Source organism: Rhizobium sp. 11_C7_N12_5 (assembly GCF_051811145.1).
GTDB classification, from domain to species: domain Bacteria; phylum Pseudomonadota; class Alphaproteobacteria; order Rhizobiales; family Rhizobiaceae; genus Rhizobium; species Rhizobium lusitanum.
In genome coordinates this window covers 3,140,301-3,163,617 of sequence record NZ_JBPWPY010000001.1, presented here as the reverse complement: position 1 = coordinate 3,163,617, position 23,317 = coordinate 3,140,301, and the positions used below count along the sequence as shown (strand labels likewise).

23 protein-coding genes, 1 tRNA gene and 2 pseudogenes are annotated in these 23,317 nt (G+C 59.6%); 21 read left to right on the top strand and 5 right to left on the bottom strand.

Annotated elements, in window-relative coordinates; genetic code table 11:
* From AB8B29_RS15610 to AB8B29_RS15580, 7 genes are read left to right on the top strand one after another with little or no spacing between them, the layout of a single operon-like run.
* A complete protein-coding gene (locus tag AB8B29_RS15610) occupies nucleotides 1–954 on the top strand; it encodes an arginase family protein (protein WP_047553783.1) in 954 nt (317 codons plus the stop codon).
* Nucleotides 951–1,304 (top strand): EamA family transporter, encoded by a 354-nt coding sequence (locus tag AB8B29_RS15605; protein WP_037196102.1) that lies wholly within the window; start codon nucleotides 951–953, stop codon nucleotides 1,302–1,304. Before AB8B29_RS15610 ends, AB8B29_RS15605 begins: the two co-directional genes overlap by 4 nt.
* Entirely contained in the window at nucleotides 1,301–2,173 is an 873-nt protein-coding gene (locus AB8B29_RS15600; RefSeq protein ID WP_037196103.1) for a fatty acid desaturase family protein, read from the top strand. Before AB8B29_RS15605 ends, AB8B29_RS15600 begins: the two co-directional genes overlap by 4 nt.
* A complete protein-coding gene (locus AB8B29_RS15595; protein WP_037196105.1) occupies nucleotides 2,163–2,978 on the top strand; it encodes an alpha/beta hydrolase in 816 nt (271 codons plus the stop codon). Before AB8B29_RS15600 ends, AB8B29_RS15595 begins: the two co-directional genes overlap by 11 nt.
* Nucleotides 2,959–4,107: a GNAT family N-acetyltransferase gene (locus AB8B29_RS15590; protein ID WP_047553776.1), complete on the top strand. Its 1,149-nt coding sequence runs from the start codon at nucleotides 2,959–2,961 to the stop codon at nucleotides 4,105–4,107. The genes AB8B29_RS15595 and AB8B29_RS15590 overlap by 20 nt, the downstream gene beginning before the upstream one ends.
* Complete coding sequence (locus AB8B29_RS15585) at nucleotides 4,107–4,532, top strand: EamA family transporter (protein ID WP_063835582.1); 426 nt, start codon at nucleotides 4,107–4,109, stop codon at nucleotides 4,530–4,532. The genes AB8B29_RS15590 and AB8B29_RS15585 overlap by 1 nt, the downstream gene beginning before the upstream one ends.
* Nucleotides 4,532–5,872, top strand: a complete 1,341-nt coding sequence (locus AB8B29_RS15580; RefSeq protein WP_051963419.1) for an SAM-dependent methyltransferase — start codon at nucleotides 4,532–4,534, stop codon at nucleotides 5,870–5,872. Before AB8B29_RS15585 ends, AB8B29_RS15580 begins: the two co-directional genes overlap by 1 nt.
* On the opposite strand, the gene AB8B29_RS15575 is transcribed toward AB8B29_RS15580, so the two are convergent.
* Nucleotides 5,813–6,598 carry a MipA/OmpV family protein gene (locus tag AB8B29_RS15575; RefSeq protein ID WP_376774242.1) on the bottom strand — a complete coding sequence of 262 codons (786 nt, stop codon included), beginning with the start codon at nucleotides 6,596–6,598 and terminating at the stop codon, nucleotides 5,813–5,815. The genes AB8B29_RS15580 and AB8B29_RS15575 overlap by 60 nt on opposite strands.
* Nucleotides 6,599–7,246: 648 nt before the next feature.
* On the opposite strand from AB8B29_RS15575, the gene AB8B29_RS15570 reads away from it, so the two are divergent.
* Nucleotides 7,247–7,993: a phosphatase PAP2 family protein gene (locus AB8B29_RS15570; RefSeq protein WP_112441079.1), complete on the top strand. Its 747-nt coding sequence runs from the start codon at nucleotides 7,247–7,249 to the stop codon at nucleotides 7,991–7,993.
* A gap of 39 nt (nucleotides 7,994–8,032) precedes the next feature.
* Here the strand turns inward: AB8B29_RS15570 and AB8B29_RS15565 are convergent, their stop codons facing one another.
* A complete protein-coding gene (locus tag AB8B29_RS15565; protein ID WP_047553771.1) occupies nucleotides 8,033–8,674 on the bottom strand; it encodes a DUF1007 family protein in 642 nt (213 codons plus the stop codon).
* 168 nt (nucleotides 8,675–8,842) lie between these two features.
* Here AB8B29_RS15565 and AB8B29_RS15560 point away from each other — a divergent pair.
* From AB8B29_RS15560 to AB8B29_RS15545, 4 genes and pseudogenes are all read left to right on the top strand, one after another.
* Nucleotides 8,843–8,923 (top strand): annotated as a pseudogene (locus AB8B29_RS15560) (DedA family protein); the annotation flags it as partial.
* A 216-nt stretch (nucleotides 8,924–9,139) separates the two neighbouring features.
* Nucleotides 9,140–9,511: a DUF2255 family protein gene (locus tag AB8B29_RS15555; RefSeq protein ID WP_112441077.1), complete on the top strand. Its 372-nt coding sequence runs from the start codon at nucleotides 9,140–9,142 to the stop codon at nucleotides 9,509–9,511.
* A 14-nt stretch (nucleotides 9,512–9,525) separates the two neighbouring features.
* Nucleotides 9,526–10,509: an aldo/keto reductase gene (locus AB8B29_RS15550; protein ID WP_112441075.1), complete on the top strand. Its 984-nt coding sequence runs from the start codon at nucleotides 9,526–9,528 to the stop codon at nucleotides 10,507–10,509.
* A 191-nt stretch (nucleotides 10,510–10,700) separates the two neighbouring features.
* The gene (locus tag AB8B29_RS15545; protein WP_112441091.1) at nucleotides 10,701–11,486 is read left to right on the top strand and encodes a carboxymuconolactone decarboxylase family protein; all 786 of its coding nucleotides are present in this window, start codon (nucleotides 10,701–10,703) and stop codon (nucleotides 11,484–11,486) included.
* A gap of 72 nt (nucleotides 11,487–11,558) precedes the next feature.
* Here the strand turns inward: AB8B29_RS15545 and AB8B29_RS15540 are convergent, their stop codons facing one another.
* On the bottom strand, nucleotides 11,559–12,452 hold the full coding sequence (locus tag AB8B29_RS15540) for a LysR family transcriptional regulator (RefSeq protein WP_112441073.1): 894 nt from the start codon (nucleotides 12,450–12,452) through the stop codon (nucleotides 11,559–11,561).
* A 165-nt stretch (nucleotides 12,453–12,617) separates the two neighbouring features.
* On the opposite strand from AB8B29_RS15540, the pseudogene AB8B29_RS15535 reads away from it, so the two are divergent.
* Nucleotides 12,618–12,770 (top strand): annotated as a pseudogene (locus AB8B29_RS15535) ((R)-mandelonitrile lyase); the annotation flags it as partial.
* Between the two features lie 198 nt (nucleotides 12,771–12,968).
* Entirely contained in the window at nucleotides 12,969–14,111 is a 1,143-nt protein-coding gene (locus AB8B29_RS15530) for an ROK family transcriptional regulator (RefSeq protein WP_047637750.1), read from the top strand.
* An 87-nt stretch (nucleotides 14,112–14,198) separates the two neighbouring features.
* Here AB8B29_RS15530 and AB8B29_RS15525 read toward each other — a convergent pair whose 3' ends face one another.
* Nucleotides 14,199–15,245 carry a Gfo/Idh/MocA family protein gene (locus AB8B29_RS15525; RefSeq protein WP_037196117.1) on the bottom strand — a complete coding sequence of 349 codons (1,047 nt, stop codon included), beginning with the start codon at nucleotides 15,243–15,245 and terminating at the stop codon, nucleotides 14,199–14,201.
* A gap of 284 nt (nucleotides 15,246–15,529) precedes the next feature.
* On the opposite strand from AB8B29_RS15525, the gene AB8B29_RS15520 reads away from it, so the two are divergent.
* The 6 genes from AB8B29_RS15520 to AB8B29_RS15495 all read left to right on the top strand — a co-directional run bounded on the left by AB8B29_RS15520 (nucleotide 15,530) and on the right by AB8B29_RS15495 (nucleotide 22,121).
* Nucleotides 15,530–16,828 carry an extracellular solute-binding protein gene (locus AB8B29_RS15520; protein WP_037196119.1) on the top strand — a complete coding sequence of 433 codons (1,299 nt, stop codon included), beginning with the start codon at nucleotides 15,530–15,532 and terminating at the stop codon, nucleotides 16,826–16,828.
* Nucleotides 16,829–16,986: 158 nt separating this feature from the next.
* Nucleotides 16,987–17,916: a carbohydrate ABC transporter permease gene (locus AB8B29_RS15515; protein WP_037196122.1), complete on the top strand. Its 930-nt coding sequence runs from the start codon at nucleotides 16,987–16,989 to the stop codon at nucleotides 17,914–17,916.
* Nucleotides 17,913–18,755 carry a carbohydrate ABC transporter permease gene (locus tag AB8B29_RS15510; RefSeq protein WP_047637752.1) on the top strand — a complete coding sequence of 281 codons (843 nt, stop codon included), beginning with the start codon at nucleotides 17,913–17,915 and terminating at the stop codon, nucleotides 18,753–18,755. The genes AB8B29_RS15515 and AB8B29_RS15510 overlap by 4 nt, the downstream gene beginning before the upstream one ends.
* A gap of 148 nt (nucleotides 18,756–18,903) precedes the next feature.
* The gene (locus AB8B29_RS15505; protein WP_037196124.1) at nucleotides 18,904–20,142 is read left to right on the top strand and encodes an ROK family transcriptional regulator; all 1,239 of its coding nucleotides are present in this window, start codon (nucleotides 18,904–18,906) and stop codon (nucleotides 20,140–20,142) included.
* Nucleotides 20,143–20,172: 30 nt separating this feature from the next.
* Nucleotides 20,173–21,027 (top strand): sugar phosphate isomerase/epimerase family protein, encoded by an 855-nt coding sequence (locus AB8B29_RS15500; RefSeq protein ID WP_112441071.1) that lies wholly within the window; start codon nucleotides 20,173–20,175, stop codon nucleotides 21,025–21,027.
* A 29-nt stretch (nucleotides 21,028–21,056) separates the two neighbouring features.
* The gene (locus tag AB8B29_RS15495) at nucleotides 21,057–22,121 is read left to right on the top strand and encodes an ABC transporter ATP-binding protein (protein WP_037196126.1); all 1,065 of its coding nucleotides are present in this window, start codon (nucleotides 21,057–21,059) and stop codon (nucleotides 22,119–22,121) included.
* Nucleotides 22,122–22,429: 308 nt separating this feature from the next.
* Here AB8B29_RS15495 and AB8B29_RS15490 read toward each other — a convergent pair.
* A tRNA-Gly gene (locus AB8B29_RS15490) sits at nucleotides 22,430–22,504 on the bottom strand.
* Between the two features lie 244 nt (nucleotides 22,505–22,748).
* On the opposite strand from AB8B29_RS15490, the gene AB8B29_RS15485 reads away from it, so the two are divergent.
* Nucleotides 22,749–23,258: a prolyl-tRNA synthetase associated domain-containing protein gene (locus tag AB8B29_RS15485; protein WP_113118719.1), complete on the top strand. Its 510-nt coding sequence runs from the start codon at nucleotides 22,749–22,751 to the stop codon at nucleotides 23,256–23,258.
* Nucleotides 23,259–23,317: the final 59 nt, after the last annotated feature.

Below are 23,317 nucleotides of genomic sequence, written 5' to 3'. Positions count from 1 at the left end.
GTGCAACTCCTGCTTCTTCATCTCGATGATGCGTTGGAGTTGCAGCCGGATTTCGTGCGCGCCTGCAAATTTGCGGGCGCGTACCAATATTTCGACAAGGATACGGGCCGAGAGATTCGGCTATGGGGCAAGCAGAAAGCTCTTGCGGAGCTCGGCCGCAAAATCGTCAAGAATACGCCGGCGCCGGCCAAGGATCCGCAGCTCTGCTTCATGGGATCCGGCGATTTCCATCACATCACGGCGATGCTGCTAGCCGGCGCGTTGGAGCGGAAATCCGGCGCGGCGACGTTGATCCATTTCGACAATCATCCGGATTGGGTTACCTTCGACGGCGGCATGCATTGCGGCTCCTGGGTCAATACCGCCCTTGCCAATCCCGGTATCCAGAAGGTCATCACGATAGGCGTCTGCAGCCACGATCTTCGCAGCCCGGAACGCAAAGGGGCGAACCTGCACTGGCTCGGTGAAGGCAAGCTCGAGCTCTATCCCTACGAACATCCGCCGAGCCGCGTGCTGGCCGATTATGGCAGCGGCGCCAGCTATCGGCAGGAAAAGGGTGCGCTGCACTGGAAATCGATCTCGGAGATCGGCGAGGAAAATTTCATCGACCGCATGCTCAGCCGTATTCGCACCGAGGCTGTCTATGTTACCATCGACAAGGATGTCCTTGCCGCCGACGATGCCGTCACGAACTGGGATCAGGGCCGCATGCGGCTGCCCTATCTGCTGGCACTGATCAGCGAAATCGGCAGCCGTCATCGCATCATCGGCGCGGATGTCATCGGTGACTATTCCGCTCCGAGCTATGCCGGCAGCCTCAGGACCCAGCTGATGAAGCGAGCCGAGATCTTCATCGATCAGCCGCGCGTCCGGCAGGGAGCTGAAACGACCAGAAACATCAACAGCGCGGCCAATCACGCGCTGCTGGAAGTGCTGGCGGAGTACATGCAATGAGTGGCATCCTGACCCTTCCCATGCTTGGGCTCATACTCTTCTGCGTGCTGGCAGAGACGGCCCGCGAGGTTTGCTTCAAGCAATCGGCCAGCGAGCATACGCTGCTTTCAGCAATGGCGAAGCCGGTTACCTGGCTCGGTATCGTGTTCTGGGCCGTGGAGCTTTTTGCATGGACGGCCGTTCTGGAGCACGTTCCGCTCACCATCGCCTTTCCCCTTATGGCGTTGAGCTATGTCGTCATCGTGTTCGCCGGTGCCGTGATCTTCAAAGAAAACATCAACCTACGCCATGCAACGGGCGTGTTCTTCGTGACCGCCGGCGTGGCCTGTGTGGGAGTTACCGGACTATGAAAATTTTCGCGCACACCAGATGGGATGTGGCGCCGGTTCTGGCCGCCGTCGCGCATCTTGCTTTCGATGTCTATCTGATCGTCGGCTTCGAAAACCGTCCCCTGTGGCTCTCGGCGGTTCTCGGCTGCCTGTATGCCGTATCGATCTCCTGGAACATCAACAGCATATCCCACAATTTCATCCACACGCCCTATTTCAAGCCGCGCTGGATGAACTACGCCTTCAGCCTGCTGGAGTCGGTCGCGATCGGCTTTTCGCAGACCTATTATCACTGGGTGCATATGCGCCATCATTCCGGCAACAGCGACAGGCCGGACGAAAAGGGCGATACCATCGATCTCTTGTCGATCTATCGCCACGGTCGTAACGGACAGCCCGAGAATGTGTGGTCCTACACATTTATGAGCTTCTTCCGCGACAGTCTCGGCGATATTCATAAGGCTATCTCCCGCAACCGTCCGTTCGATGCGGCCTGGGGTCGGTTCGAGCTCTTTTTCTTCCTCGGCCTTGCAGCCATCGCGCTCCTCTATGACTGGAAAGCGGTGCTGTTCTTCGTGCCATTCTATTATCTCGGCAATTGCCTGTCGTCCCTGAACGGCTACTACGAACATCTGAACGGCGATCCGGACGAGCCGATCGCCTGGGGCGTTTCCAGCCACAAGTCGTTCTACAACTGGCTGTGGTTCGGCAACGGCTATCATGCTGAACATCATTACCGGCCGCGCACCCACTGGACGAAACTGCCGACACTGCACGAGCAGATCAAGGAAGAGCAGGAAAAAGCCGGTACGCATGTCATCAGCACCTGCCACGCCCTCGGCTTCATGGCCAAGGAGAACCGGCAGTCGGAGCTCTCTCATGAAAGCTGATGAGTTGAGCTTCTTCATGGAGGGCTCAAATGGAAAAGGCGTGCTTCTTGTACACGGACTGACGGGCGCACCGGCGGAAATGAAGCTGATCGCCCGCCAACTCAATCGCAAGGGTTACAGCATCTATGCACCGTTGCTGGCCGGCCACGGCGTCGATGCCGGCACGCTGCGGCGCACCCGCTGGGAAGATTGGCTCGATAGCGTCGTCGAAGCCTCGGCGTTGCTCGCCACGCGAACGCAGGAGGTTTTTGCCGCCGGCATCTGCGTCGGCGGAAAGCTGGCGCTGCTGGCCGCCGAACAGCAGCCGAAGGCGATCGACGCGGTGGCTATCTACTCGCCCTGCTTTCACTATGACGGCTGGGACGTTCCCTTCTATTATCCGTTATTGTCGTCGCAGATAGGCTGGCTGTCCCGTATTCCTTTCCTCGATCGCCTGAGCTTCAAGGAGACGGCCTCCCTCGGGATCAAGGACCAGCGGATGCGCCGGCTGATCGAGGGCATGGCAGGCGAGGGCATTCTCGAGAAATTCCCCGGCAAGGGGCTGGTCGAGATGCATCGGCTGGGCAAGACCCTCCGCGGCATGCTGCCGAATATCCAGACGCCGACGCTGATCCTGCACGCCGAGGACGACGACCTCAGCAGTCCGAAACACGCACGCTACATCTCCGATCACATCGGCGGCCCGCATGAGCTGAAATGGATCAAGGACAGCTATCACATGATCCATGTGGACCGACAGCATCGCCAGGTGGCCGATTTCACTGCGGATTTCTTCGAGGCGCGCCATGTCGCAGCCGCTGCTTAAAACCGTGCCCAAACCGACGGGCAATCCGGTGGCCCAGGTTCACTTCAGCATCCGTGCGATCGGCCGCGATGCCTGGAACGCCTGTTTTCAGGGTCAGGTCGAGGATTACGATTGCCTGCTTGCCATCGAGGAAGCCGGCATCGAGGGCTTCGAATGGCGCTATATCACCGTCGTCGAAGATGGACGGATGAGCGCCGCCATGCCGGCTTTTCTCTGCCTCTATGCGTTGGACACAACGCTGGAAGAGGGCTTCCTGCGTAGGTCCGTGCGGCGCGTGCAGCGCCATTTCCCGAATTTTCTGAAGCTGCGCCTCGCCTGCCTGGGGTCACCCTGCACCGAGACGGGCGCGATCGGCTTTCACCCCGACGTGCCGGACGAGCGCCGTGCCGTGCTGTTTGCGGAGATGCTGTCTTTCTTCGAGCAGTTTGCCGTCACGGAAGATTGCGCGCTCGTCGGTCTAAAGGATATTCCGGAACAGGTTTCCGCCGAGCTTGGCGATCCGCTTTCCGCACATGGCTATGCCTCGATCGGCGCTTTGCCGACGGCGTGGCTCGACATCGATTTCAAGACGATCGACGACTATCTCGCCAAGCTTTCCTCCGGCACCCGCAAGGACATGCGGCGCAAGCTGAAGTCCTTCGAACAGGTCAGAGTCGAGATCAGGACGGATTTCGGTGCGTTCCTGCCCGAGGTGATGACGCTCTATCACGACACGCGAAACCGCAGCGACTGGCAGTTCGAAGAGCTCACCCCCGAATATTTCGAGGGAATTCTCACCCGCATGGGCGGCCGTTCCTACTGCGCCTTCTACTTCGTCGAGGACCGGCTGCTCGCCGCCAATCTGATCGTGCATGACGAGCATGTCGCCATCGACAAGTTCTTCTGCATGGATGGCGAAAAGGGGCGGCCGTACAATCTCTATTTCCTGAGCTGGTTCACCAACCTGCGCTATTGCCTGGATCATGGCATAAGCCGCTATCAAAGCGGTCAGGCCTATTATGAAAACAAGATCAGGCTTGGCAGCAAGCTGACGTCCAACGCCATGTTCTTTCGCCATCGCAATCCCGTCCTTCAGAGACTGCTGCGGCTGGTGTCGCCGCTGTTCTCGACAGATGAGGCGGGTGCGTGATGCCGATGCGTTTTTCCTGGCTTGCCGTGCCGGTGCTCAACACGCTGTTCCAGTTCTTCATCAAGCATGGGGCGGAACAATTGGGCGATGGCGGCGCGGAGGCATGGTTGTGGCAGGCGCTTTCCTCCTACTGGATATTGGCGGCGATCGCCGTCGAGATAGCCTGCTTCTTCATCTGGATGAATGTTCTTTCCGAGCTCGATCTCAGCCGGGCCTTTCCGCTTTCTGGTATCAGCTACGTGCTGATCATCGCGACCGGCTGGTTCGTCTTCGGCGAACGGATCGTTGCCCTGCAGGTGATCGGCAGCGGCTTGATCCTGACGGGCGTCTGGCTGATCGCAAGCGCCAACGTGGAAGCCGAGGATCACGGCGACTGGAACGCGAAGCACGACGCACCGCGCACCGTTGCCGGCAAGGATAGATGATGTCCAACCCGCAAGCTGAAAATCGCCCGAGGGGCAAGGGTTATGCCGTTTTCTCCAGCCTTGTGGACTGGTGCCTGAAACGCGCTCTTTCGTCCATCGTCACGCGCGGCGCGCTGACCGTGACGACCGCAAGCGGTCGTGTCTTCACATTCGGCGATGGCACCGGCGAGCCGGTGCGTGTCCGTTTCACCGATGACCGGGCGCAATGGGCTCTCCTGATCGATGCCGATAAGAGGCTTGGCGAACTCTACATGGACGGCCGTTTCATCGTCGAGCAGGGCTCCCTCTACGACTTCGTCGCCATGATGCTGCGGGAGGCGCAGAACAGCACCCACCCGCTGATCGCGCGCGTCATCGATCATGCCCGAACCAAGCTGCGGATTTTCCGTCATCGCAATCTTCCGGGTCGTTCAAGGGCCAATGTCGCGCATCATTACGATCTCGATGGCCGGCTTTATGAGCTCTTCCTCGACCCCGACCGGCAATATTCCTGCGCCTATTTCGAACATGCCGACCAGTCTCTCGAAGAGGCGCAGATCGCCAAGAAAAGGCATCTGGCCGCCAAGCTCGTGATCGAGCCCGATAACAGCATTCTCGATATCGGCTGCGGCTGGGGCGGCCTCGCGCTGCACCTGGCCGAACATGCGCCTGGAGGTTACGTTCTTGGTGTCACGCTGTCCGAAGAGCAGCACGCCTACGCCTCCAAGCGCGTGGCCGACAAGGCCGGTGGAACGCCGGCGGAAGTTCAATTCGCGCTCAGAGACTATCGCAGCCTGACCGGCCGCTTCGACAGGATCGTCTCGGTCGGCATGTTCGAGCATGTCGGTCTCGCCTCCTACCGCACGTTCTTCCGCAAGTGCGCCGAACTGCTCGAGGATGACGGCATCATGGTGCTTCACACCATCGGCTGCTCGGCGACGCCCGGCTTCACCACGCCATGGCTCGACAAATACATCTTCCCCGGCGGCTATATTCCCGCACTTTCTGAGATCGTGCCGGAAATCGAGGCGGCGGGGCTTGCGATCACCGATGTCGAGGTGTTGCGGCTGCATTATGCGAAGACGCTCGAAAGCTGGCGGGCTCGTTTCATGGCGCGCTGGCCCGAGGCCGCGCAGCTCTATGACGAGCGCTTCTGCCGCATGTGGGAATATTATCTTTCGACGGCGGAGGCTGCCTTCCGCTATGAGGATCTTGTGGTCTTCCAGATCCAGATAGCCAAGCGCAACGACGTCATTCCGCTTACGCGAAACTACATCGCCGATCATGAAGCGCGCAGCGCCTCAAAAATTGACGTTGAAGGTTCTGTTGAGGGTAAAGCCGATAATATTCTGATCGGGTGAGCCGAACTTCGAGGTGATCGGGCTGTCGGCAGCATCGCCCACCAGACGGTTATATTTCTCGTAGACCTGCACGCTCCACTCGGGCGAGATCGTATAGGTCGCAGCCACCGTGAAACCGACAGATTTCACGCCGGCACCGGCGTCGAAGGCGCTGACATGACCGTTCCTCGCGGCTTGACCCGCCGAGATGCCAAAGTTGCTGCGCATGTAGATGGAGTTTGCCAGCGATAGGCGAGGCCCGGCGGACAGGAGCCATTTGTCGCCGACGGGCTGAAACCAATCGAGCGCGAGATCACCGACCAGGCCATCGCCGCCCCAAAGGGACTGGCGCACTTCCGTCCGAAACCGAAGCTGATTTTGCATCAGCCAATATTGTGCGAAGCCGCCGGCATCGAAATTCCAGCGCACCCTGCGCTGGCTCCGCAGCTGCAAATTGTTGAGATCAAAACGGTCATCCCTCAAGCCGACCACAGGTCCTATTTCGAGGCCGTGCAAGTCGAAGAGAGTATAGTCGAAATTATCGTCCGGAGCGCTGTATTCCGTGGCTTCGCCGAGGCGATGGAAATCGAAAGAGGGCAAGGCGCCGAAGGTGTAATGCTTCGATCCTTCGTAGCTCGGACCATACTCCACGGTAGCGCCGAGCGTCACGACCCAGGTGCTTGATGAAGGCTTTGCGGCATCCTCGGCCATGGATGATGCGGGAAACGCGCCGATGGCTGATGTCATCAGCACCCCCAATCCGGCCATCGCCAGCAACCGGGCGGAGAAAGATGTCCCAACACTTAACACTCTGACTACACCCGATCCCTGATCGCCCTTGCGGGACTATTATCACAGCTCAACGTTCCGAAAATAGCAAAAATTTTTGCTGCAATCATTGTGCCAGGATGACGGCCGAAACGTTTTGCATCGTTTGTGGAAGATGGGTCGCGGCGCTCATGAGGTTTCATTGCTTGCCACCGGGAATCTCGATCCTTGGCCGCGAACCGGTCTTGGCGCTGTTGTCGTGTTCTCTTGCGGGCAATCGAGATGCACCTCGTCATGAACGAATAAATCCCCTGTTACCGTCGGCGATTGTAGAGCGCGCGGACGAGAATAGAGGCGCAACATGTCATGAACCTGAAACGCCCTGGCGCCAAACGTGGCGTGATTGTTTTTTCCTCGCGGTTGGAACCTGCCGATTTTATCCCTAGATAGCCATCGTCCCGTTTCGGAAAGAACTCCGGTCCGGACGCTTTCAGGACGACCGGCTTTCGGTGCGTCACGGTTGTGCAAGCCGAGGCTTTTCGATTGGTGCGGAGCTTGGGCCGAAGATAGATTTCTTTCCAGATATGAAAGAGGCAACGTGAAAATGCGACAGGCAGGCGATACGGCATGAACGATCAACGGTTTCGCAAACCAGGCATAATGGGATGGTTGAGCCGCTTTGAGCCCCTGCTGCTCGTGATGTTCGCCGCCCTTTCGGGCGGAGTTCTTCTGTTCGTCTCTCTGACGGGCGAGGTTCTCGAGGGAAGTACAAGGGGGTTTGACGAGGCGATCTTGCTGGCGCTTCGCCAGCCTGGTGACCTGTCTATTCCCATAGGACCGAGCTGGCTGACCCATGCGGTCAAGGACATCACAAGTCTCGGCGGCATCACTGTCCTCATGATGATGACGGTCCTGGTGGCGGTCTATCTGTTGCTCGACCGGCAGCGCGCCGTTGCCATCCTCGTATTAGCCTCGGTGCTTGGCGGATGGGCGCTGAGCACGACGTTGAAGCTCGGCGTTGCGCGGTCGCGGCCGGATATCGTGCCGCATCTGGTCGAGGTTCATGATCTAAGCTTCCCGAGCGGCCATGCGATGGTATCGGCTGTTACCTATCTGACGCTTGCAGTGCTCATTTCCGGTACGCGACGCTATCGCTCGACGCGCATCTTCACCATCGCGGTCGGCATCCTGCTGACATTGATGATCGGCGCGAGCCGGGTCTATCTCGGCGTGCACTATCCGACCGATGTTCTCGGCGGCTGGTGTGCCGGGGCGACCTGGGCGCTCGGCTGCTGGATCATCGCCCGCCGCTATATCTCGCTATGCCGAGGCACCGAAGGTTCGGCGCGAATCGATGCCGGCTCGCCTGATTAAGGTGATGGCGTCAGGCCGGGGGCAGTCCCTCGCGCAGCATCAGCACTGAACTTCCAGCCTCGTTGCCACGAGCAGCGAGTAGTCCGTGCCCTTCGGATCACTGAAGAACATGCTGGTGAGGGCTGCCTGGTTCTCCGCCATGACTTCCTTGGGGTTGGGCCTCACAACCTTGCTTTTGCAGCGGCCGAAGGCTGCTCCGGACGTCGCTATATCGTTGTCGGTGGCGAAATCGACCGCCGTGTAGAGCGTCTTGTCATAAATCCCGAAGATCGTGGTACCCTTGAGAAAGGTCTTCTGCTCGGGCTTCAATGAAAAGGTAAGGCTCAGCGAGCCGTCCTTGTAGTCTGCCTGGATCGCGTCGGGCTTGGCCATCGGCACCGCTTTGCCGTTGCTGGTGACGTTCGTATAATAGCCGTACTGCGCAAGCGAATCTCGGACCGTCTTGCCGACGGCCTTGAGTTCGCTCGCGCTGAGCGTCTGGTTGCCAGCCTTGTCGTAATCCATGAGGACCGAGGAGGAAAACACCTCGTCGAAGCTCCAGACGTTGCGCAGCTCGCTGATGGAGCCGTCGGGCGCCGCCACGACCTCGAACTTGGCATCGATAAAGATATGCGGATGGGCAAGGGCGGGCACAGGCAGAAGCGACAGCATCGCGATCAGCAGGGGCGTCTTTCTTTTCATGCGAGCAATACCGCGTTCTGTCCGTCAATTCGAGGTGCAGACCTGAACGTCAATTGAGACTGATTTGAGACCCGCATCCCCTAGTGGCTCAAGGGACGATCGGCAAGGGGCGAAGCATGTCTGCGGTTACAGCACCAGGCGAGATAGCCGTTGGCTCCTATCCCCGGCCGATGGTTCCCCGTTGGCGAACAGGCGATGGAGCGGGCGCAGACATGGTACCGCCGCTGTGGACGATGGTCGGGCTGGGCTTGGGATCTTCCGAAATCGAAGTGAGCCAGGGATTCCAATCCCTGTACGGCGACGGCACGTGAAGAAATGCATGATGCCTCTCTCACCTTCAGCACATTGATGAATCGGGCACATAAGTCCTAGCAGAAATAGGCCAATAGTCGGCAGACGGCAATTCTCTAGATGATGTCTGTCACCGGACAAAATTGCAGGCCGGCAGGCCAGGAGAAATGCCGTATGGCATGGGAGAAGGAAAGGCTCAAGCAAATCGCCGAAACGGACGATCTGCATATATCGCCGTTCAGAGATGACGGCGCGACCTATGGCACGCCAACATGGATCTGGTCGGTCGCTGTTGAGGGCGGCCTCTATGTTCGCGGATATAGCGGCGCGAGATCTCGGTGGTATCAGGCAGCAATCCACCAGAAGGCAGGCCGGATCACTGCGGCCGGCATGGTGATCGAGGTTCTGTTCGAGGCCGCAAAGGGCGAGATCAACGACAAGATCGACGATGCCTATCGCACCAAATATTTGAAGAGCACTTATCTGGCTCCCATGATCGGGGAGCGTGCGCGTGCAGCGACCGTCAAGATCACGCCGCGCGATTAAAGGAGAATACCGACATGCAAAAACGCACGCTGGGCCAGGGCCTCGAAGTCTCGGCACTTTCCCTGGGCGCCATGGGATATGGAGCGGCTCGAGAACTGCTTGACCGAGACGACATGATCAAGCTCCTGCGGACGGCCGTCGAAAGGGGCATGGACTTCTTCGACACCGCCGAAGTCTACGGTCCGTTTACGAATGAGGAGATGGTCGGCGAGGCTCTCGAGCCTCTTCGCGATCAGGTCAAGATCGCCACGAAGTTCGGTTGGGACGTCGATCCGGATACGGGCGTCAATAGCGGCAATGTCAACAGCAGGCCGGATCACATACGAAGGGCGATCGAAGGCAGCCTCCGGCGGCTGCGAACGGACCATATCGACCTCCTCTATCAGCATCGGGTCGACCCCGACGTACCGATGGAGGATGTGGCTGGTGTCGTGAAGGATCTCATCGCGCAGGGTAAGGTCCGTTGGTTCGGTCTATCCGAGGCTGGGGCGAATTCCATACGCCGTGCCCACGCCGTCCAGCCCGTCGCGGCCCTGCAGAGCGAATATTCGCTTTGGACCCGCGAGCCGGAGGCCGAGATACTTCCAGCGCTTGAAGAGTTGGGCATCGGCCTCGTCCCCTTCAGCCCGTTGGGTAAGGGATTCCTCACCGGCAAGATCGATGTCGATACCTCCTTCGACAAGTCGGACATGCGTAACAGCATTCCTCGCTTCGCCCCCGAAGCAAGGGAGGCGAATCGGAAGCTTATCGATCTTATCGGGCGCATCGGTGGTCGCCATGGCGCCACGCCGGCCCAGGTGGCGCTTGCCTGGCTGCTTGCGCGGAAGCCCTGGATCGTGCCGCTCTTCGGGACGAGAAAGCTCGAGAGATTCGAGGAAAACGTCGGCGCAATCGACGTGCATCTGACGATGGAAGACTTGAACGAGATCGAAGCCGCGAACATCGAGATCCAAGGTGCGCGGTATCCGGAGGAACATATGAAGCGTGTCGGGATTTGACGCGCTGCCCTCATGATCAACGTCGTCGGTTGCGAGAGCATCGTGTCCTCTGTGATGCCGGGGCCGCTCATGTGCCAGGCCCATAAGCCCTATCAGCAACGGACATCTAATCCCTGAGATGTCGGCACCCATCTGTCAGCATGGGTGCCGAAACGTTTCGGCCCAGTCTCGCTGTCGAAAAGGATAAGGATATGAACAAGCTTACCGCGACTGCCCTGTCAATGACGCTGGCCGCATCAACGCCAGCCTTGGCCGAGGACGACAGGAAAGGGCTCGCCTCCGCACCCATCACGATGGGTGATGTCCAGGCCGTCTCGCCTGCGCTTGCAAAATACACGCAAGACGCACTGCTCGGCGACCTCTGGAAGCGTCCGGGTCTCTCGCCTCGTGATCGCAGCGTCGTGACGGTGGCGGCGCTGATTGCCCGAAATCAGCCGATCGAGATGCCCTACCACTTCAATCTGGCGCTCGACAATGGCGTGACGCCCGCGGAACTCTCGGAGATCATCACGCACCTCGCCTTCTATTCCGGCTGGGCCAATGCCATCACGGCTGTCGCCGTCGCCAAGGACGTCTTTGCCGCCCGCGGCATCGGCGCGGAGCAGCTACCCGAAGTGTCGCCAACCCCTCTGCCGCTGAACGAGGTGGCGGATGCTCAACGCGCTGCGAGCGTGGAGCAGAACGTCGGGCCGGTCTCGCAAGGCGTCGTTCAATATACAAACACTCTGTTGTTCAAGGATGTCTGGCTGCGGCCTGGCCTCGCTCCCCGCGACCGCAGCCTCATCACCGTCACGTCGCTGATCTCCTGCGGCCAGGTGGCGCAGATTACCTACCATCTCAACCGGGCCATGGATGCCGGGCTGACAAGGGATCAGGCGTCCGAGCTGCTGACGCATCTGGCCTTCTACGCCGGTTGGCCGAACGTCTTTTCGGCCGTTCCTATCGCCAGGGACGTGTTCGAAAAGCGGGAAAGTTGAGGGCACAATAGGCTCGCGGCGCCTGTTTCCATCAAGTTGGGGCGGGCGCGATCGAGACAGGAAGCCGGGTTGCTACCCCCGGTCCCGCAGCGCATCCACGACGACATTAAATGCCGCTGACGACTGCCGTCGGCTGGGGTAATAGAGGTGATATCCCGGATAGTACGGGCACCAATCGCCCAGAACCTGAACCACGCGTCCGGCGTCGATTTCCGGCTTTGCCAGACCCTCCGGAACGAATCCCAGCCCATAGCCGTCAACCGCCATCGTCAGGATCTGCGTGATGCCGTTGCAGGTCAGCTGGCCGTCGACCCGCACCCGCAGCTCCTCGCCGTCCTTCTCGAACTCCCAGGCGTAGAGACCGCCACGAGTCGGCAGCCTGAGATTGATGCAATTATGCCTAGGCAACTCCTGTGGCGTCACTGGGGCCGGATTTCGCTCGAGGTAGTCCGGGGAGCCGATGACGATCATGCGCTGTTCCCGGCTGATACGGACGGCGATCATGGCCTGCGACACGATCTCGCCAAGGCGTACACCTGCGTCGAAACGTTCCGCGACGATGTCGGTCAGGCCATAGTCGATGACGAACTCGACCTTGATATCCGGATAATTGTGCAGGACCTTGCGAAGCTTCGGCCACAGAACATGGTCGATCGCGAAATCTTCGGCAGTGATGCGAATGGTGCCGGCCGGCTTCTCCCTGAGATCGGTCAGCGCGATCAGTTCACCTTCGATCTCTTCGAAACGCGGACCGATCGTCGTCAGCAGACGCTCGCCTTCGGGCGTCGGCGCAACGCTGCGTGTCGTGCGTGTCAGCAGCCGAAGTCCGAGGCGCTCTTCGAGGCCGCGAATGGTGTGGCTTAGGCCAGACTGCGATATGCCGAGCTTTGCTGCCGCTTTCGTAAAGCTTCGCTCACGCGCGACGACGAGGAAGGCGAGCAGATCGTTAACGTTTTCGCGAAGCATTCATGGACCTCTCGCATAAGTGCGAGGGTATTCTAGCACAGATTATGGCTGCGGAGGCATGCAATTCATGTCTGCAGCCCATAAGTCTTTGCGGGATTTTGCTATAATCCTGCTGAATGGGCACACCTATGTTCTCGCAGGATAGGAAGCCGAAAGGAATGAACCGTGGAAATCACCAGAAACGGTAGCAGCCCCTCCGGCAAGTGTCCCGCGAGCTGGTTCACCGGCACCGTGCGCGTCGATCTCTTGTTTGCCGCCAACGAGGCACGGCGCGGTTCGGCGGGCACCGTGACATTCGAACCCGGAGCCAGAACAGCCTGACGGCGCGGCTAGACTCGTATCGCCAAATAGGACGAACGAATAGGTGAGATACGGCCCGTGACGGGCGTTGCGGGCCGTGTCTTACTGAGGTCTGGCCCATGCAAACTCTGGATAGGACAGGCCGTTCCGACACAAATGAGTTGCCAGTGATTTCCGCTTGGTCCACAAGCGTTAAAGGATTATTGGAAGGCGGTTATGCGGTATCTGAGGACAGGGCCGCGGCGGGCACAGGTTCCCCTCACGGACATCAAACGCGGTAAGACGGTCGGTCTGCGTTCCGGCGAAATTGCCGACCGAAACATCCGCGTCATCCTGGAAGCGATAAGGCGTCACGGTCCTCTGACGCGGCTCGAGCTTGGGCAGCATTGCGGACTGAGCGGTCCGGGAATCACCAACATATTGCGCAGACTCGCTGATGATGGCCTGATCAGCTCCAACAGGCGCAATCATCATGTTGGAGGCGCGTCGTCCTCCGAGTTCGCCTTGCGGCCGGAAGGGGCTTTTTCGATAGGCATCCGCCTGCGCCCGTCGCACGGCGAAATCGTCCTGATCGATCTTAGCGGCCAGGTGCACGAGCGCCGGACATTCAGCGTGACGGATGCGGCCGTCGATACCGCAAAGACCGCCGTTGACGATCTCATGCAAGGCGAAGCCAAATCCTTGCGGATCGTCGGGCTCGGCATCGCCGCGAATGGCTGGACCGACGAGCAGACCGACCGGCTTGCCGCCATGGTGACGCTGCCGCACATATTCGTTGAGAACGAATGCACGGCCGCCCTGCTTGCGGAGCGCACGATGGGCAATGCCGTGCCGCTGGACGCGCTGGCGATGATCATCATCGATGAAGATGTCCAGGCTGGCTACCTCATCCGCGGAATACCCTTTTCAGGCGTTCATGGCAGAGCCGGCAGCATCGGCGAAATGCACACCGGCGCCGACAACGTTCCCCTCAATGGCGCTGTCGGTTTCGGCGCCTTGAGGGCGGTGTTGAGCCAAGAGGACTTCGAACGCATGCGCGAGGGGCGCGAACTGCCGAGATCGCCGGCGCTCGACAAATGGGTTCGCAGCGCGGCCGGCCATCTCCTCGACCCGATCCTCGCCATTGCCGGCTTCATTGCGCCCAGCACGATCATGATCGGAGGGGATTTGCCGCGCGGCCTCATCGAATCCCTCATTCATCAACTGTCGATCGAACGCCGGGATACCACCGTCCGCCCATTTCTGACCCCCTGGATTTCGCCGATGAAACCCGCAAGTTTCAGTGGCGGCGGTATTGCACTGGGCGCCGCCCTTTTGCCCTTCCTCGACACATTGCTGCCGCCGCCGGCGGCAGGCTAGGGCATGCGAAATTGAAGAACCGGAGCGTGGTGACCATTCGAACAAAAGACCATCACGCTCCGGTGGTTACAAGCTTGGTCGGCGATGTCAGGCAAGCGCCTTGTCCGCATGGCTGAGATCGGAGGCGATCGCTTGGTCGAGAACCTTCTGGATATTGGCAGCGCGCCGGAAGGACGGCTCCTGGGTCTTGCCCGCGCGCACGGCCTGGACGAAACGCTGATAGTTGGTCTCGACCGGGTCGAACGCGACATCGCGCCATGTCGCCGTGTGAACATCGTCTCCAAGGCAGGCGCGCAACGTCGACTTGCCGGTATCGTATATGATCTCGATCGAGCCGGTCTCGCCGTAGACGCGCAGCCGTAGCTGGTCCATCTGGCCGGCAGCCGTCCGTGTCGCCTGGATCGTGCCGATTGCGCCACTGCTGAAATCGACGTTCATGGTGAAGCTGTCGTTCGCGTCGAGATCATATTCACCGATCTTGTGACCCGGGGCCTTGTTGAATGTCTTCAGCCGGGCGAAGACATGCGCCACGTCGAGCCCGGAGCCGTAGGACGTGAAATCGACAATGTGGATGCCGATGTCGCCGAGCGCACCGTTCGAGCCATGCTTCTTGCTCAATCGCCACAGCCATTTGCTTTCCGTCTTCCAGTCGCCCCAGTGCCGGCCGACCAGCCAGCTTTGCAGATGCGAGGCTTCGACATGCCGGACTTCGCCGATTTCTCCTGCCAGTACCATCTGGCGTCCCTTCTGGAGGGCCGGTGAATTGCGGTAGGTGAAGTTGACCATGCCGACCTTGCCCGAACGCTCCATCGCGTCGGCCATCTCCATGGCGTTGACGGCATCCGTTGCCAGCGGCTTTTCGCAGAAGACGTGCTTGCCGGCGGCGATCGCCTGCAGGGTCGTCGGATGGTGAATGCGGTCCGGCGTCACGTTGGCGACGGCATCGAATTCTCCCCACGCCAAGGCTTCCTCCAGCGAGCCGAAATGATCGGGAATGCCGTGCTGCGAGCAAAATGCCGCGAGACGTTCGGGGTCTATGTCGACACCTCCCACGACGCTGACACCGTCAATTTCCTTGAATCTTGTGGCATGCTGGTTGGCCATGCCGCCGGTGCCGAGAATGAGCAAACGCATAATGTCCTCCTGGATCTAACAGCCGGCTATCGTCGTAGCCGGAGGAAAAGCACCTCCGTCGCAACCGCAGCATCCGCGGTTGCGTGTTTCGCTATCTGGGAAAGGGCATTCGTCCCTTCAGCTCGTGTTGAAAGCCGCCATCCTTTGATCCTCCATCCCACGGCTCGACATCAAATCCTTGACATCAAATCAAAGTAACTTAATCTAATTAATGCAGCATGGAAATGAGGAGAGGTCAACCGACCACCAGGCTGCATCCATTCACAATGGGGAGGAGACCCATCATGATCAGAGCAACCGTCAGCGCGCTTGCGCTGGGTTCAGTGTTGTTGTCAGTGCATGCCGTCTTCGCACAGGAATTGGCGACGAAAGACCGGATCGGCCTTGCCGATGCGCCCAAGACGCTCGTCGTCCGTCTGACGAACGATAGCCCGAACAATGCCGATCCGGCGATTGCCGACGGCTATCGGAAGCTGTTCGTCGATTTTATCAAGAAGCATCCGGACTGGAAGCTGCAACTGCAGTTCATGTCGACAGACATCGGCACCGAGCAGGCGAAAATGCTCGAGCAGGCCAAGGCCGGGAATGCGCCGGATTGCGCCGCGGTCGATTCCTTCGTCCTGTCGCAGTTCATGGTCAATCACGTCCTCGCGGATTTCACGCCGTATTTCTCAAAGGATGAAGTCGCCGACCTCTTCCCCTTCATCCGCACCGGTATCCTCGACAAGGACGGAACGATCCGCGCCTGGTGGTGGGATACGGATCTTCGCGTGCTCTATCGCAACAAGTCCATCGTTCCCGATGCGCCACAGACCTGGGACGGCCTGAAGACAGCGGCGCTCTCCTCCGTCAAGCAGGGAATGGAAGGCGTCCTTTTCAACGGCGGCCGCTACGAGGGAGCCACTTTCGATTGGCTTGCGAACTACTGGGCCCTTGGCGGCAAGCTGGTGGATGACAGCGGCAAGCCTGTGTTTGGCGAGGGGGAGAACAAGCAGAAATTTCTCAAGGCCCTGAATTACTACAAGGATCTCGTCGCTTCCGGTGCTGCGCCGAAACGGGTGACCACCATTGCCAACTATGATGATCTAAACGCTGCCGCCGCTGCGGGCACGACTGCGCTCTTCATCGGCGGCAACTGGCAATATGCGCAGCTAAAGGCAACGCTGGACGAGGCCGATTTCAACAACTGGACGTTCTCGCCGATCCCCGGCCCGACCGCGGATCACCGCTCTACCGGTACCGGCGGCTGGACGATTGCCGCCTTCAGCAAGGACAAGGACAAGGTGGAGATGTGCGCCAATCTTGCTCGTGACGTCTATATGGGCCCGGCAAACGCATTGCAGCAACAGCTTCCGACCAGGAAGTCGCTATTCGATAAATATCCGGTCTTCGCCACGGATGCGAACAAGACCTTCTCGCAGGCATTGGCCGACGGGCAAGCGCGCCCTGGTGTGCCGATCTATCCCGAGATCTCCAACCAGATCCAGATCATGATGGGGGATGTCCTCTCCGGCACCAAGCAGCCGGAAGAAGCGCTCGATGGTGCCTTCAAGGCGACAATGGAGGCTTACAAGCGTCTCTAGCCGAAGCAATTCGGACGAAAGCGCAATGCGGCTTTCCGACCGGGATTGTTTGATGAAGGGATCGGCTCTGCGACCCGGTGATGGTTTGAGCCGATCCAGCCGCGGCGATGTCTCCTTGGGCGTCGTCAATCGCCATCAAAACGCGGATAGAGAAGCTCATGAGTCCCATCGCAATTGAGGCAGCAAGTCCGTCTCCCAGTAGATCGTTCGCGCGTCGCTTTACCGGTGCGCCGCTGCCGTGGATGATGCCGGCAATCATCGTCATCGGCCTGTTTTATCTCTATCCGGTGTTCGACGTCTTCCGCCTGTCGCTGACCAATGCCACCCTTATCGGCGACAGCCAGCAATACACGCTGGACTCCGTCGTCAACACCCTGAGCTCCCCGCAGCTTCCCGACATTCTCTGGGCGACCCTCGTCTTTGTCGGCGGCAGCGTCGTAGGGCAGCAGGTTCTCGGCCTTGCAGTCGCCGTGGTCGTCGTTCGCGGCGAACACCGCGGCCTGTTCGGCACCGCCATCCTGCGGACGACAGCGCTGGTCGCCTGGGTCGTGCCGGGGATTGCCGGCGGCATCATCTGGCAGATGTTGTTTTCCGAGGCGCCTTATGGCGCCCTCAACAGCATCCTGCGTCTCATGCATCTGCCCGTCGTCGCCTGGTTGTCCGATCCGGCGATAGCGCCCTGGTCGGCGCTCTTGTCCAACATCTGGCGCGGCACGGCATTCTCCATGGTGGTCATGTATGCGGCGTTGAAGGCCATCGATCCCTCGCTCTACGAGGCTGCGGAAGTCGATGGCGCGACAGGGTGGCAACGGTTCATTTTCGTGACCTTGCCGCAGCTGCGTTCGGCCATTCTCGTCAACATGATCCTCATCACCATCATGACGGTCAACACCTTCGATGCCATCATCACGCTGACAGGCGGCGGGCCTGGACGGGCAACGGAAGTCATCTCGCTCTACGTCTTCAACATCGTCTTCAGGAATTATGATCTGTCCGGGGGCAGCGTGCTTTCGGTGCTGATGCTGTTCATCAGCCTCGGTCTCGCCCTTGTCTACGCATCGTTTCTGCCCAAGGAGGAACAGCAATGAGTGTCAGAACGGGCAGCCGTCTCGGCGATCTCATCAGCTATCTCTTCATGCTCGTGATGTTCGTCTTCTTTGCCGGACCGCTTTCCTACCTGCTGTCGATGGCGATGCGAGACCGTCGGGAAATCTATCGCGGCGTTGCGAGGTACATCCCGAACAATCCGACCTTCGAGAATTTCATGACCGTGCTGAACAACAGCTATTTCCAACTTTATCTCTGGAATGGCCTGAAGCTTGCGGCCTTAAGCGGGCTCGGCGTTCTGATCGTTGCGCTTCCGGCTGCCTATGCCTTTTCCCGCTTCCAGTTCCGCGGCAAGGGCCTGTCGATGATGGGGCTTTTGATGTTCCAGATGATCTCGCCGCTTGTGATCATGGTTCCTCTCTATCGCTATATGAACCGGCTCGGCCTGCTCGACACGCATTTCGCCGTTGTCATGGTCTATGTCGCGCTCGGCGTGCCGGTGGCGACATGGTTGTTGAAGAATGCGGTGGACAGGATACCGCGCAGCCTCGACGAAGCGGCGATGATCGACGGCTGCAACAGTTTCTCGGTTTTCTGGCGCATCATACTGCCGTTGTCGGCACCGGGGATCGCATCGGTCTTCATCATCACCGTCATCGCGGGGTGGTCGCAATTCCTCGTGCCGTTTCTGCTTCTCACGCAGAACAATCTGATGCCGATCGGCGTCGGAATCTTCAATTTCAAGGGAATGCAGACCGATTCATCCGTCCAGTTGCTGGCGGCGGCCTGCCTGATCTCCGTTGTACCCGCGATCATCGCCTTCCTGTCACTGCAGCGGCTGATCCTTGGGGCGATGACCAGCGGGGCGGTAAAGGGCTGATGATGCTGACTGAAGGCATTCCAGGAAAAGCGCTTGTGCGGTTCTCCGTGCGAGATTGGAAACAACAAGGAGCGGTTTTGAGATTTCGTGACGAGCCGAACTGCCCTAACGGATTGAGTAAGGATTTCGGACGAGGGAATATTCAAACATGACGCAGACCGACGACGGGAACATCTTTCTCAACCTATCCGGCGCAAATGTCGGGGACGCCGGCGAGCACAACCGGGCCGTCGTGCTTCGCTGCATTCACCGCCAGGCACCGATTTCGCGCGCCGAAATTGCCCGCCAGACCGGCTTCACCAAGCCCGCCATCGCCCGGATCGTCGATCGGTTGCTGGATGAGGGCCTGATTATCGAGGCGCGCAGGCGGCACGGCCTCAGGGGCCAGCCGGCCATCGAGCTGGAGATCAATCCCGACGCCTATTTTGCGATCGGCGTCAACATCGATCGTGATCATCTGACCATCCTTGCCGTCGATGCGGTGGGCAACGTTCGGGCGCGCGTCCATTATGAGAAACGTTTCATCCTCCCTAGCGAATTCATGCAGCTCACGGCCGATGCCATCTCCCATTTCCAGCGGAGCCGGCTCATCGACGAGGCTCGCTTGGCCGGGATCGGTCTGGCCATGCCCGATTGGCTCGGCGAAATCTCGCTGCTTGGAAAGCCGCCGGAATACGAGGAATGGACGGCGTTCGACGTACGCGCCGCGCTGGAAGGATTGACGCCGCATCCGGTTTTCATCGAAAACGAGGCCAATGCCGCAGCGCTCGCCGAGTTGGAATACGGACTTGGTGCGGAGAGCAGCAGTTTCTTCTACATCGCCATCAACGCCTGCCCCGGCGGCGGCCTCGTTCTGGACGGCAACGGCCATCGGGGCGCGATGGGTCTGAGCGGAGAGATCGGCTGGTTGCCGATCGTCGATTCCACCCATAGCAGCGCCACCCGGGTGCAGCTTCTGGGTCAGATTTTCTCGCTGTTTTTTCTCTACGATTTTCTGGAAAAGCACGGTGTGCGGGCCCGCACGCCACAGGATCTCGTTGCCCTCGATTCCGACGGGCGGCGGCTGGTCTCGCAGTGGCTGATGGAGATGAGCGTTCATCTTGCCGTCGCCGTCAAGCATATCGGCGCGATCGTCGATCCGGATGCTGTCCTGGTCGGAGGCAGGCTGCCAATCCGCATGGTCGATGAATTGCTGCGTTACGTACACGAACATCTGCATCGATCGGACGCCAATCTGCCCTCGATCCACCGCGCCTCGCTGGGGGAGGATGCGTCGGCATTGGGAGCCGCGGCAATGCCAATGGCCACAGCGCTGATGCTTGCTTCGGCAAATCCCGCGCAGCGCACCCGTTCGCCGCTCAAGTTCATGGACCGTCTGACCGCCTAGGACCATTCAAGATCATTAGGGAGGATTTCGATGAAGATCGGCTTTTACACATCAACATTCAATGATCGGCCTTTGGAGGAGGTTGTCGACTTTGCGGCGGCCGCGGGCTTCGATGCGATCGAGATCGATGTCAGAGGCCATATACAATCGCCGGAGAAAGTGGCCGCGGCCGTCGCGCTGGCGCGCGGCCGCAATCTCTTCGTCTCATCCGTGGCCTATTTCGGCAACCAGCTCGATCCCGACCCATCGAAACGGGCTGAGCTGCATGCCATGACTGCGGAGTTTGCACAGGCGATCGGCGAGGCGGGCGTTCCGATATTCGTGATCTTTCCGGGGCGCGACGATACGGCAAGCGACGCCGAAAACTATGATGCCTTTGCGGAACACGCCAACGGGCTGATCGCGGCGACGCGATCGAGCGGGCTCATATTCGCGATTGAGAACTGGCCGGGTCCGCACGACAATTTCGTCGGCACGACGCCAAGTGGCTGGAGGGAGCTTTTCGACAGAATTCCCGATCGCCGCTTCGGCCTCGAATTCGATCCGTCGCATCTGATCCGCATCGGGATCGACCCCTACAAGGCCCTGGAGGAGGTCCTGGATCGGGTTGTCATCCTGCATGCCAAGGACACGGCGATCGATGCGGCCGCGCAGCAGGCCGTCGGTTACCATTGCAAGGGATGGTGGCAATACAAGCTGCCCGGCAAGGGCGTGCTCGACTGGCGGCGGTTCCTGCGTCAGGCGCGCGCCGCGAACTTCGATGGAACGCTCTCCATCGAACATGAGGATGCCGCCTATGGCTGGCCGGGCAAGGATCTCGAAGCCCGCAGGGAGGGGGAGCGGCAGGGCCTCGCTTATCTGCGAGGCGTGATCGGCGCTCTCTAATCGCCTGCAACCCGGGAGGATGAATGGCAATGGCACATGTCTTGGTCAACAATGCGCGTAAGGACTATGGAGCGTTCAAGGCGATCAAAGGGGTGTCCGTCGACATAAAGGACGGCGAGTTCGTCGTCCTCGTCGGACCGTCCGGCTGCGGGAAGTCGACGCTCCTGCGCATGATCGCCGGCCTGGAAGGTATCACGTCGGGCGAGATCCATATCGGCAAGCACGTCGTCAACGAACTGGCGCCGAAGGACCGGGACATCGCCATGGTCTTCCAGAACTATGCGCTCTATCCGCATATGACCGTGGCTCAGAACATGGGATTTTCGCTGCGGCTGAAGCGGATGCCGAGAGCCGATATTGCCGCTCGTGTGGGCAATGCCGCACGGATCCTGGGGCTGGAAAGCCTCCTGGAACGATATCCGAAGCAGCTTTCGGGCGGACAGCGCCAGCGCGTCGCGATGGGCCGCGCCATTGTTCGCGATCCCGCCGTGTTTCTGTTCGACGAGCCCTTGTCCAATCTCGATGCCAAGCTGAGGGTTCAAATGCGCTCGGAAATCAAGGAGCTTCATCAGCGCCTGAGAACCACCACCATCTATGTCACCCATGACCAGATCGAGGCGATGACGATGGCCGACAAGATCGTTGTCATGAAGGATGGCCGCGTCGAGCAATCCGGATCCCCGCTCGACCTCTACGACCGGCCGGGCAACCTCTTCGTTGCGGGTTTCATCGGCTCGCCGGCGATGAACTTCATCAACGGAACCATGACGCCCGAGGGATTCCGGACCGCAGACGGCATGGTCTTGCCAAGCGACCGAACGATGGCGGAGGCGGTGACGTATGGGATTCGCCCCGAGGATATCCGGCTCGATCCGGCGGGTGTGCCTGTCTCGATCGTGGTGGTCGAACCTACGGGATCGGAAACGCTCGTCGTGGCCAAGCTGGGTGAACAGACCATCAGTTGCGTGTTCCGGGAAAGGATCAAGGCGAAGCCCGGGGACCTGCTGCACGTTTCGCCGAACCGGCCGACGATCCATCTCTTCGACAGGGAAGGGAGCCGTCTCGGGGCGGGCGAGGCCGTGACGTCATATTGAACGTCTCGATGTCGCTGCGCGAGGCACGGCGCGCAGCCGGCTGCCGGCTTATACGCGCAGTTCATCGTTCCGTTACCAGCCGAACCGGCCCGTTCGCTCGAAGGCCGGCGGTTACGGATATTGTCGATTCGACGCGCGAACGCCAGGGTTTGGGAGCCGTGGCTGCGATCAGGCATTAATGATCTGGGCTATATCGATTTGGAACGGAGGACTTTGCAAACCATCGACAACCGGCTCGGCACGAGGTCGTCACCCCTGTCTCGGGGGGACAACCGTTATCTATGTCTTTGTGTAGACAAAAGAGAAACTGGAGCGGGCGAAGGGATTCGAACCCTCGACCCCAACCTTGGCAAGGTTGTGCTCTACCCCTGAGCTACACCCGCTCATCTCCGCAGTGGTCCGGGGTAGTGTGTTGGACCGCTGGGCGTCGTCTTGCGGCGACGGGCGCTATATGGCCTAACCGTTTTTCAAATGCAACAAGGAAATGACGAGTTGGCGAAGAAAAATTGCGGGTTCTTTTCGGTAGCTGGCGGAAAGCCCGGAAACGCCGCTCTTCGTCGTCTGGAAGATTGCAATGGAATTGTGGGCGACGTATCAGGGGCGGAACCATTTCCACTGCGAGACGCCATGACCGAGACCAGCCCGAAAGACCGCGACGATCTTTTCCTCTTCCTGGATAGTCTCGGCATTGTCCACAGCACCAAGGATCATGCCCCGGTCTTCACCGTCGCCGAATCGGTGTCGCTGCGCGACGAGATTCCCGGCGGCCATACGAAGAACCTGTTCGTGAAGGACAAGAAGGACAATTTCTTCCTGTTGACCGTCGAGGAAAACGCGACGGTCGATCTGAAGACGGTGCATACGCTGATCGGCGCCGCCAGCAAGGTCTCCTTCGGCAAACCGGAAAAGCTGATGGAATATTTGGGCGTTGTTCCCGGCTCGGTGACGGCGTTCGGCGCGATCAACGATACCGAAAAGAATGTCACCTTCGTCCTCGATGCCAATCTGATGGCGCATGACATCGTCAATTGCCATCCCTTGTCGAACGATGCGACGACGTCGATTGCCAGCGCCGATCTCTTGCGTTTCATGGAAGCAACGGGTCATGTGCCGCTAGTCTTGAAAGTGACGGGCTAACGTACGATTTTAGCGCTAAGATCAGAGCGATCCGACTTCTCTTCGAATTGTCCGATCGC

Excerpts from the sequence above, each read along its gene's own strand:
- AB8B29_RS15495 (WP_037196126.1), top strand. The coding sequence starts at position 21,057 with ATGGCACATGTCTTGGTCAACAATGCGCGTAAGGACTATGGAGCGTTC.
- AB8B29_RS15585 (WP_063835582.1), top strand. The coding sequence starts at position 4,107 with ATGCCGATGCGTTTTTCCTGGCTTGCCGTGCCGGTGCTCAACACGCTG.
- AB8B29_RS15515 (WP_037196122.1), top strand. The coding sequence starts at position 16,987 with ATGAGTCCCATCGCAATTGAGGCAGCAAGTCCGTCTCCCAGTAGATCG.
- AB8B29_RS15510 (WP_047637752.1), top strand. The coding sequence starts at position 17,913 with ATGAGTGTCAGAACGGGCAGCCGTCTCGGCGATCTCATCAGCTATCTC.
- AB8B29_RS15550 (WP_112441075.1), top strand. The coding sequence starts at position 9,526 with ATGCAAAAACGCACGCTGGGCCAGGGCCTCGAAGTCTCGGCACTTTCC.
- AB8B29_RS15575 (WP_376774242.1), bottom strand. The coding sequence starts at position 6,598 with ATGACATCAGCCATCGGCGCGTTTCCCGCATCATCCATGGCCGAGGAT.
- AB8B29_RS15555 (WP_112441077.1), top strand. The coding sequence starts at position 9,140 with ATGGCATGGGAGAAGGAAAGGCTCAAGCAAATCGCCGAAACGGACGAT.
- AB8B29_RS15485 (WP_113118719.1), top strand. The coding sequence starts at position 22,749 with ATGACCGAGACCAGCCCGAAAGACCGCGACGATCTTTTCCTCTTCCTG.
- AB8B29_RS15540 (WP_112441073.1), bottom strand. The coding sequence starts at position 12,452 with ATGCTTCGCGAAAACGTTAACGATCTGCTCGCCTTCCTCGTCGTCGCG.
- AB8B29_RS15530 (WP_047637750.1), top strand. The coding sequence starts at position 12,969 with ATGCGGTATCTGAGGACAGGGCCGCGGCGGGCACAGGTTCCCCTCACG.
- AB8B29_RS15565 (WP_047553771.1), bottom strand. The coding sequence starts at position 8,674 with ATGAAAAGAAAGACGCCCCTGCTGATCGCGATGCTGTCGCTTCTGCCT.
- AB8B29_RS15520 (WP_037196119.1), top strand. The coding sequence starts at position 15,530 with ATGATCAGAGCAACCGTCAGCGCGCTTGCGCTGGGTTCAGTGTTGTTG.
- AB8B29_RS15545 (WP_112441091.1), top strand. The coding sequence starts at position 10,701 with ATGAACAAGCTTACCGCGACTGCCCTGTCAATGACGCTGGCCGCATCA.
- AB8B29_RS15570 (WP_112441079.1), top strand. The coding sequence starts at position 7,247 with ATGAACGATCAACGGTTTCGCAAACCAGGCATAATGGGATGGTTGAGC.
- AB8B29_RS15525 (WP_037196117.1), bottom strand. The coding sequence starts at position 15,245 with ATGCGTTTGCTCATTCTCGGCACCGGCGGCATGGCCAACCAGCATGCC.
- AB8B29_RS15500 (WP_112441071.1), top strand. The coding sequence starts at position 20,173 with ATGAAGATCGGCTTTTACACATCAACATTCAATGATCGGCCTTTGGAG.
- AB8B29_RS15595 (WP_037196105.1), top strand. The coding sequence starts at position 2,163 with ATGAAAGCTGATGAGTTGAGCTTCTTCATGGAGGGCTCAAATGGAAAA.
- AB8B29_RS15580 (WP_051963419.1), top strand. The coding sequence starts at position 4,532 with ATGTCCAACCCGCAAGCTGAAAATCGCCCGAGGGGCAAGGGTTATGCC.
- AB8B29_RS15600 (WP_037196103.1), top strand. The coding sequence starts at position 1,301 with ATGAAAATTTTCGCGCACACCAGATGGGATGTGGCGCCGGTTCTGGCC.
- AB8B29_RS15605 (WP_037196102.1), top strand. The coding sequence starts at position 951 with ATGAGTGGCATCCTGACCCTTCCCATGCTTGGGCTCATACTCTTCTGC.
- AB8B29_RS15590 (WP_047553776.1), top strand. The coding sequence starts at position 2,959 with ATGTCGCAGCCGCTGCTTAAAACCGTGCCCAAACCGACGGGCAATCCG.
- AB8B29_RS15505 (WP_037196124.1), top strand. The coding sequence starts at position 18,904 with ATGACGCAGACCGACGACGGGAACATCTTTCTCAACCTATCCGGCGCA.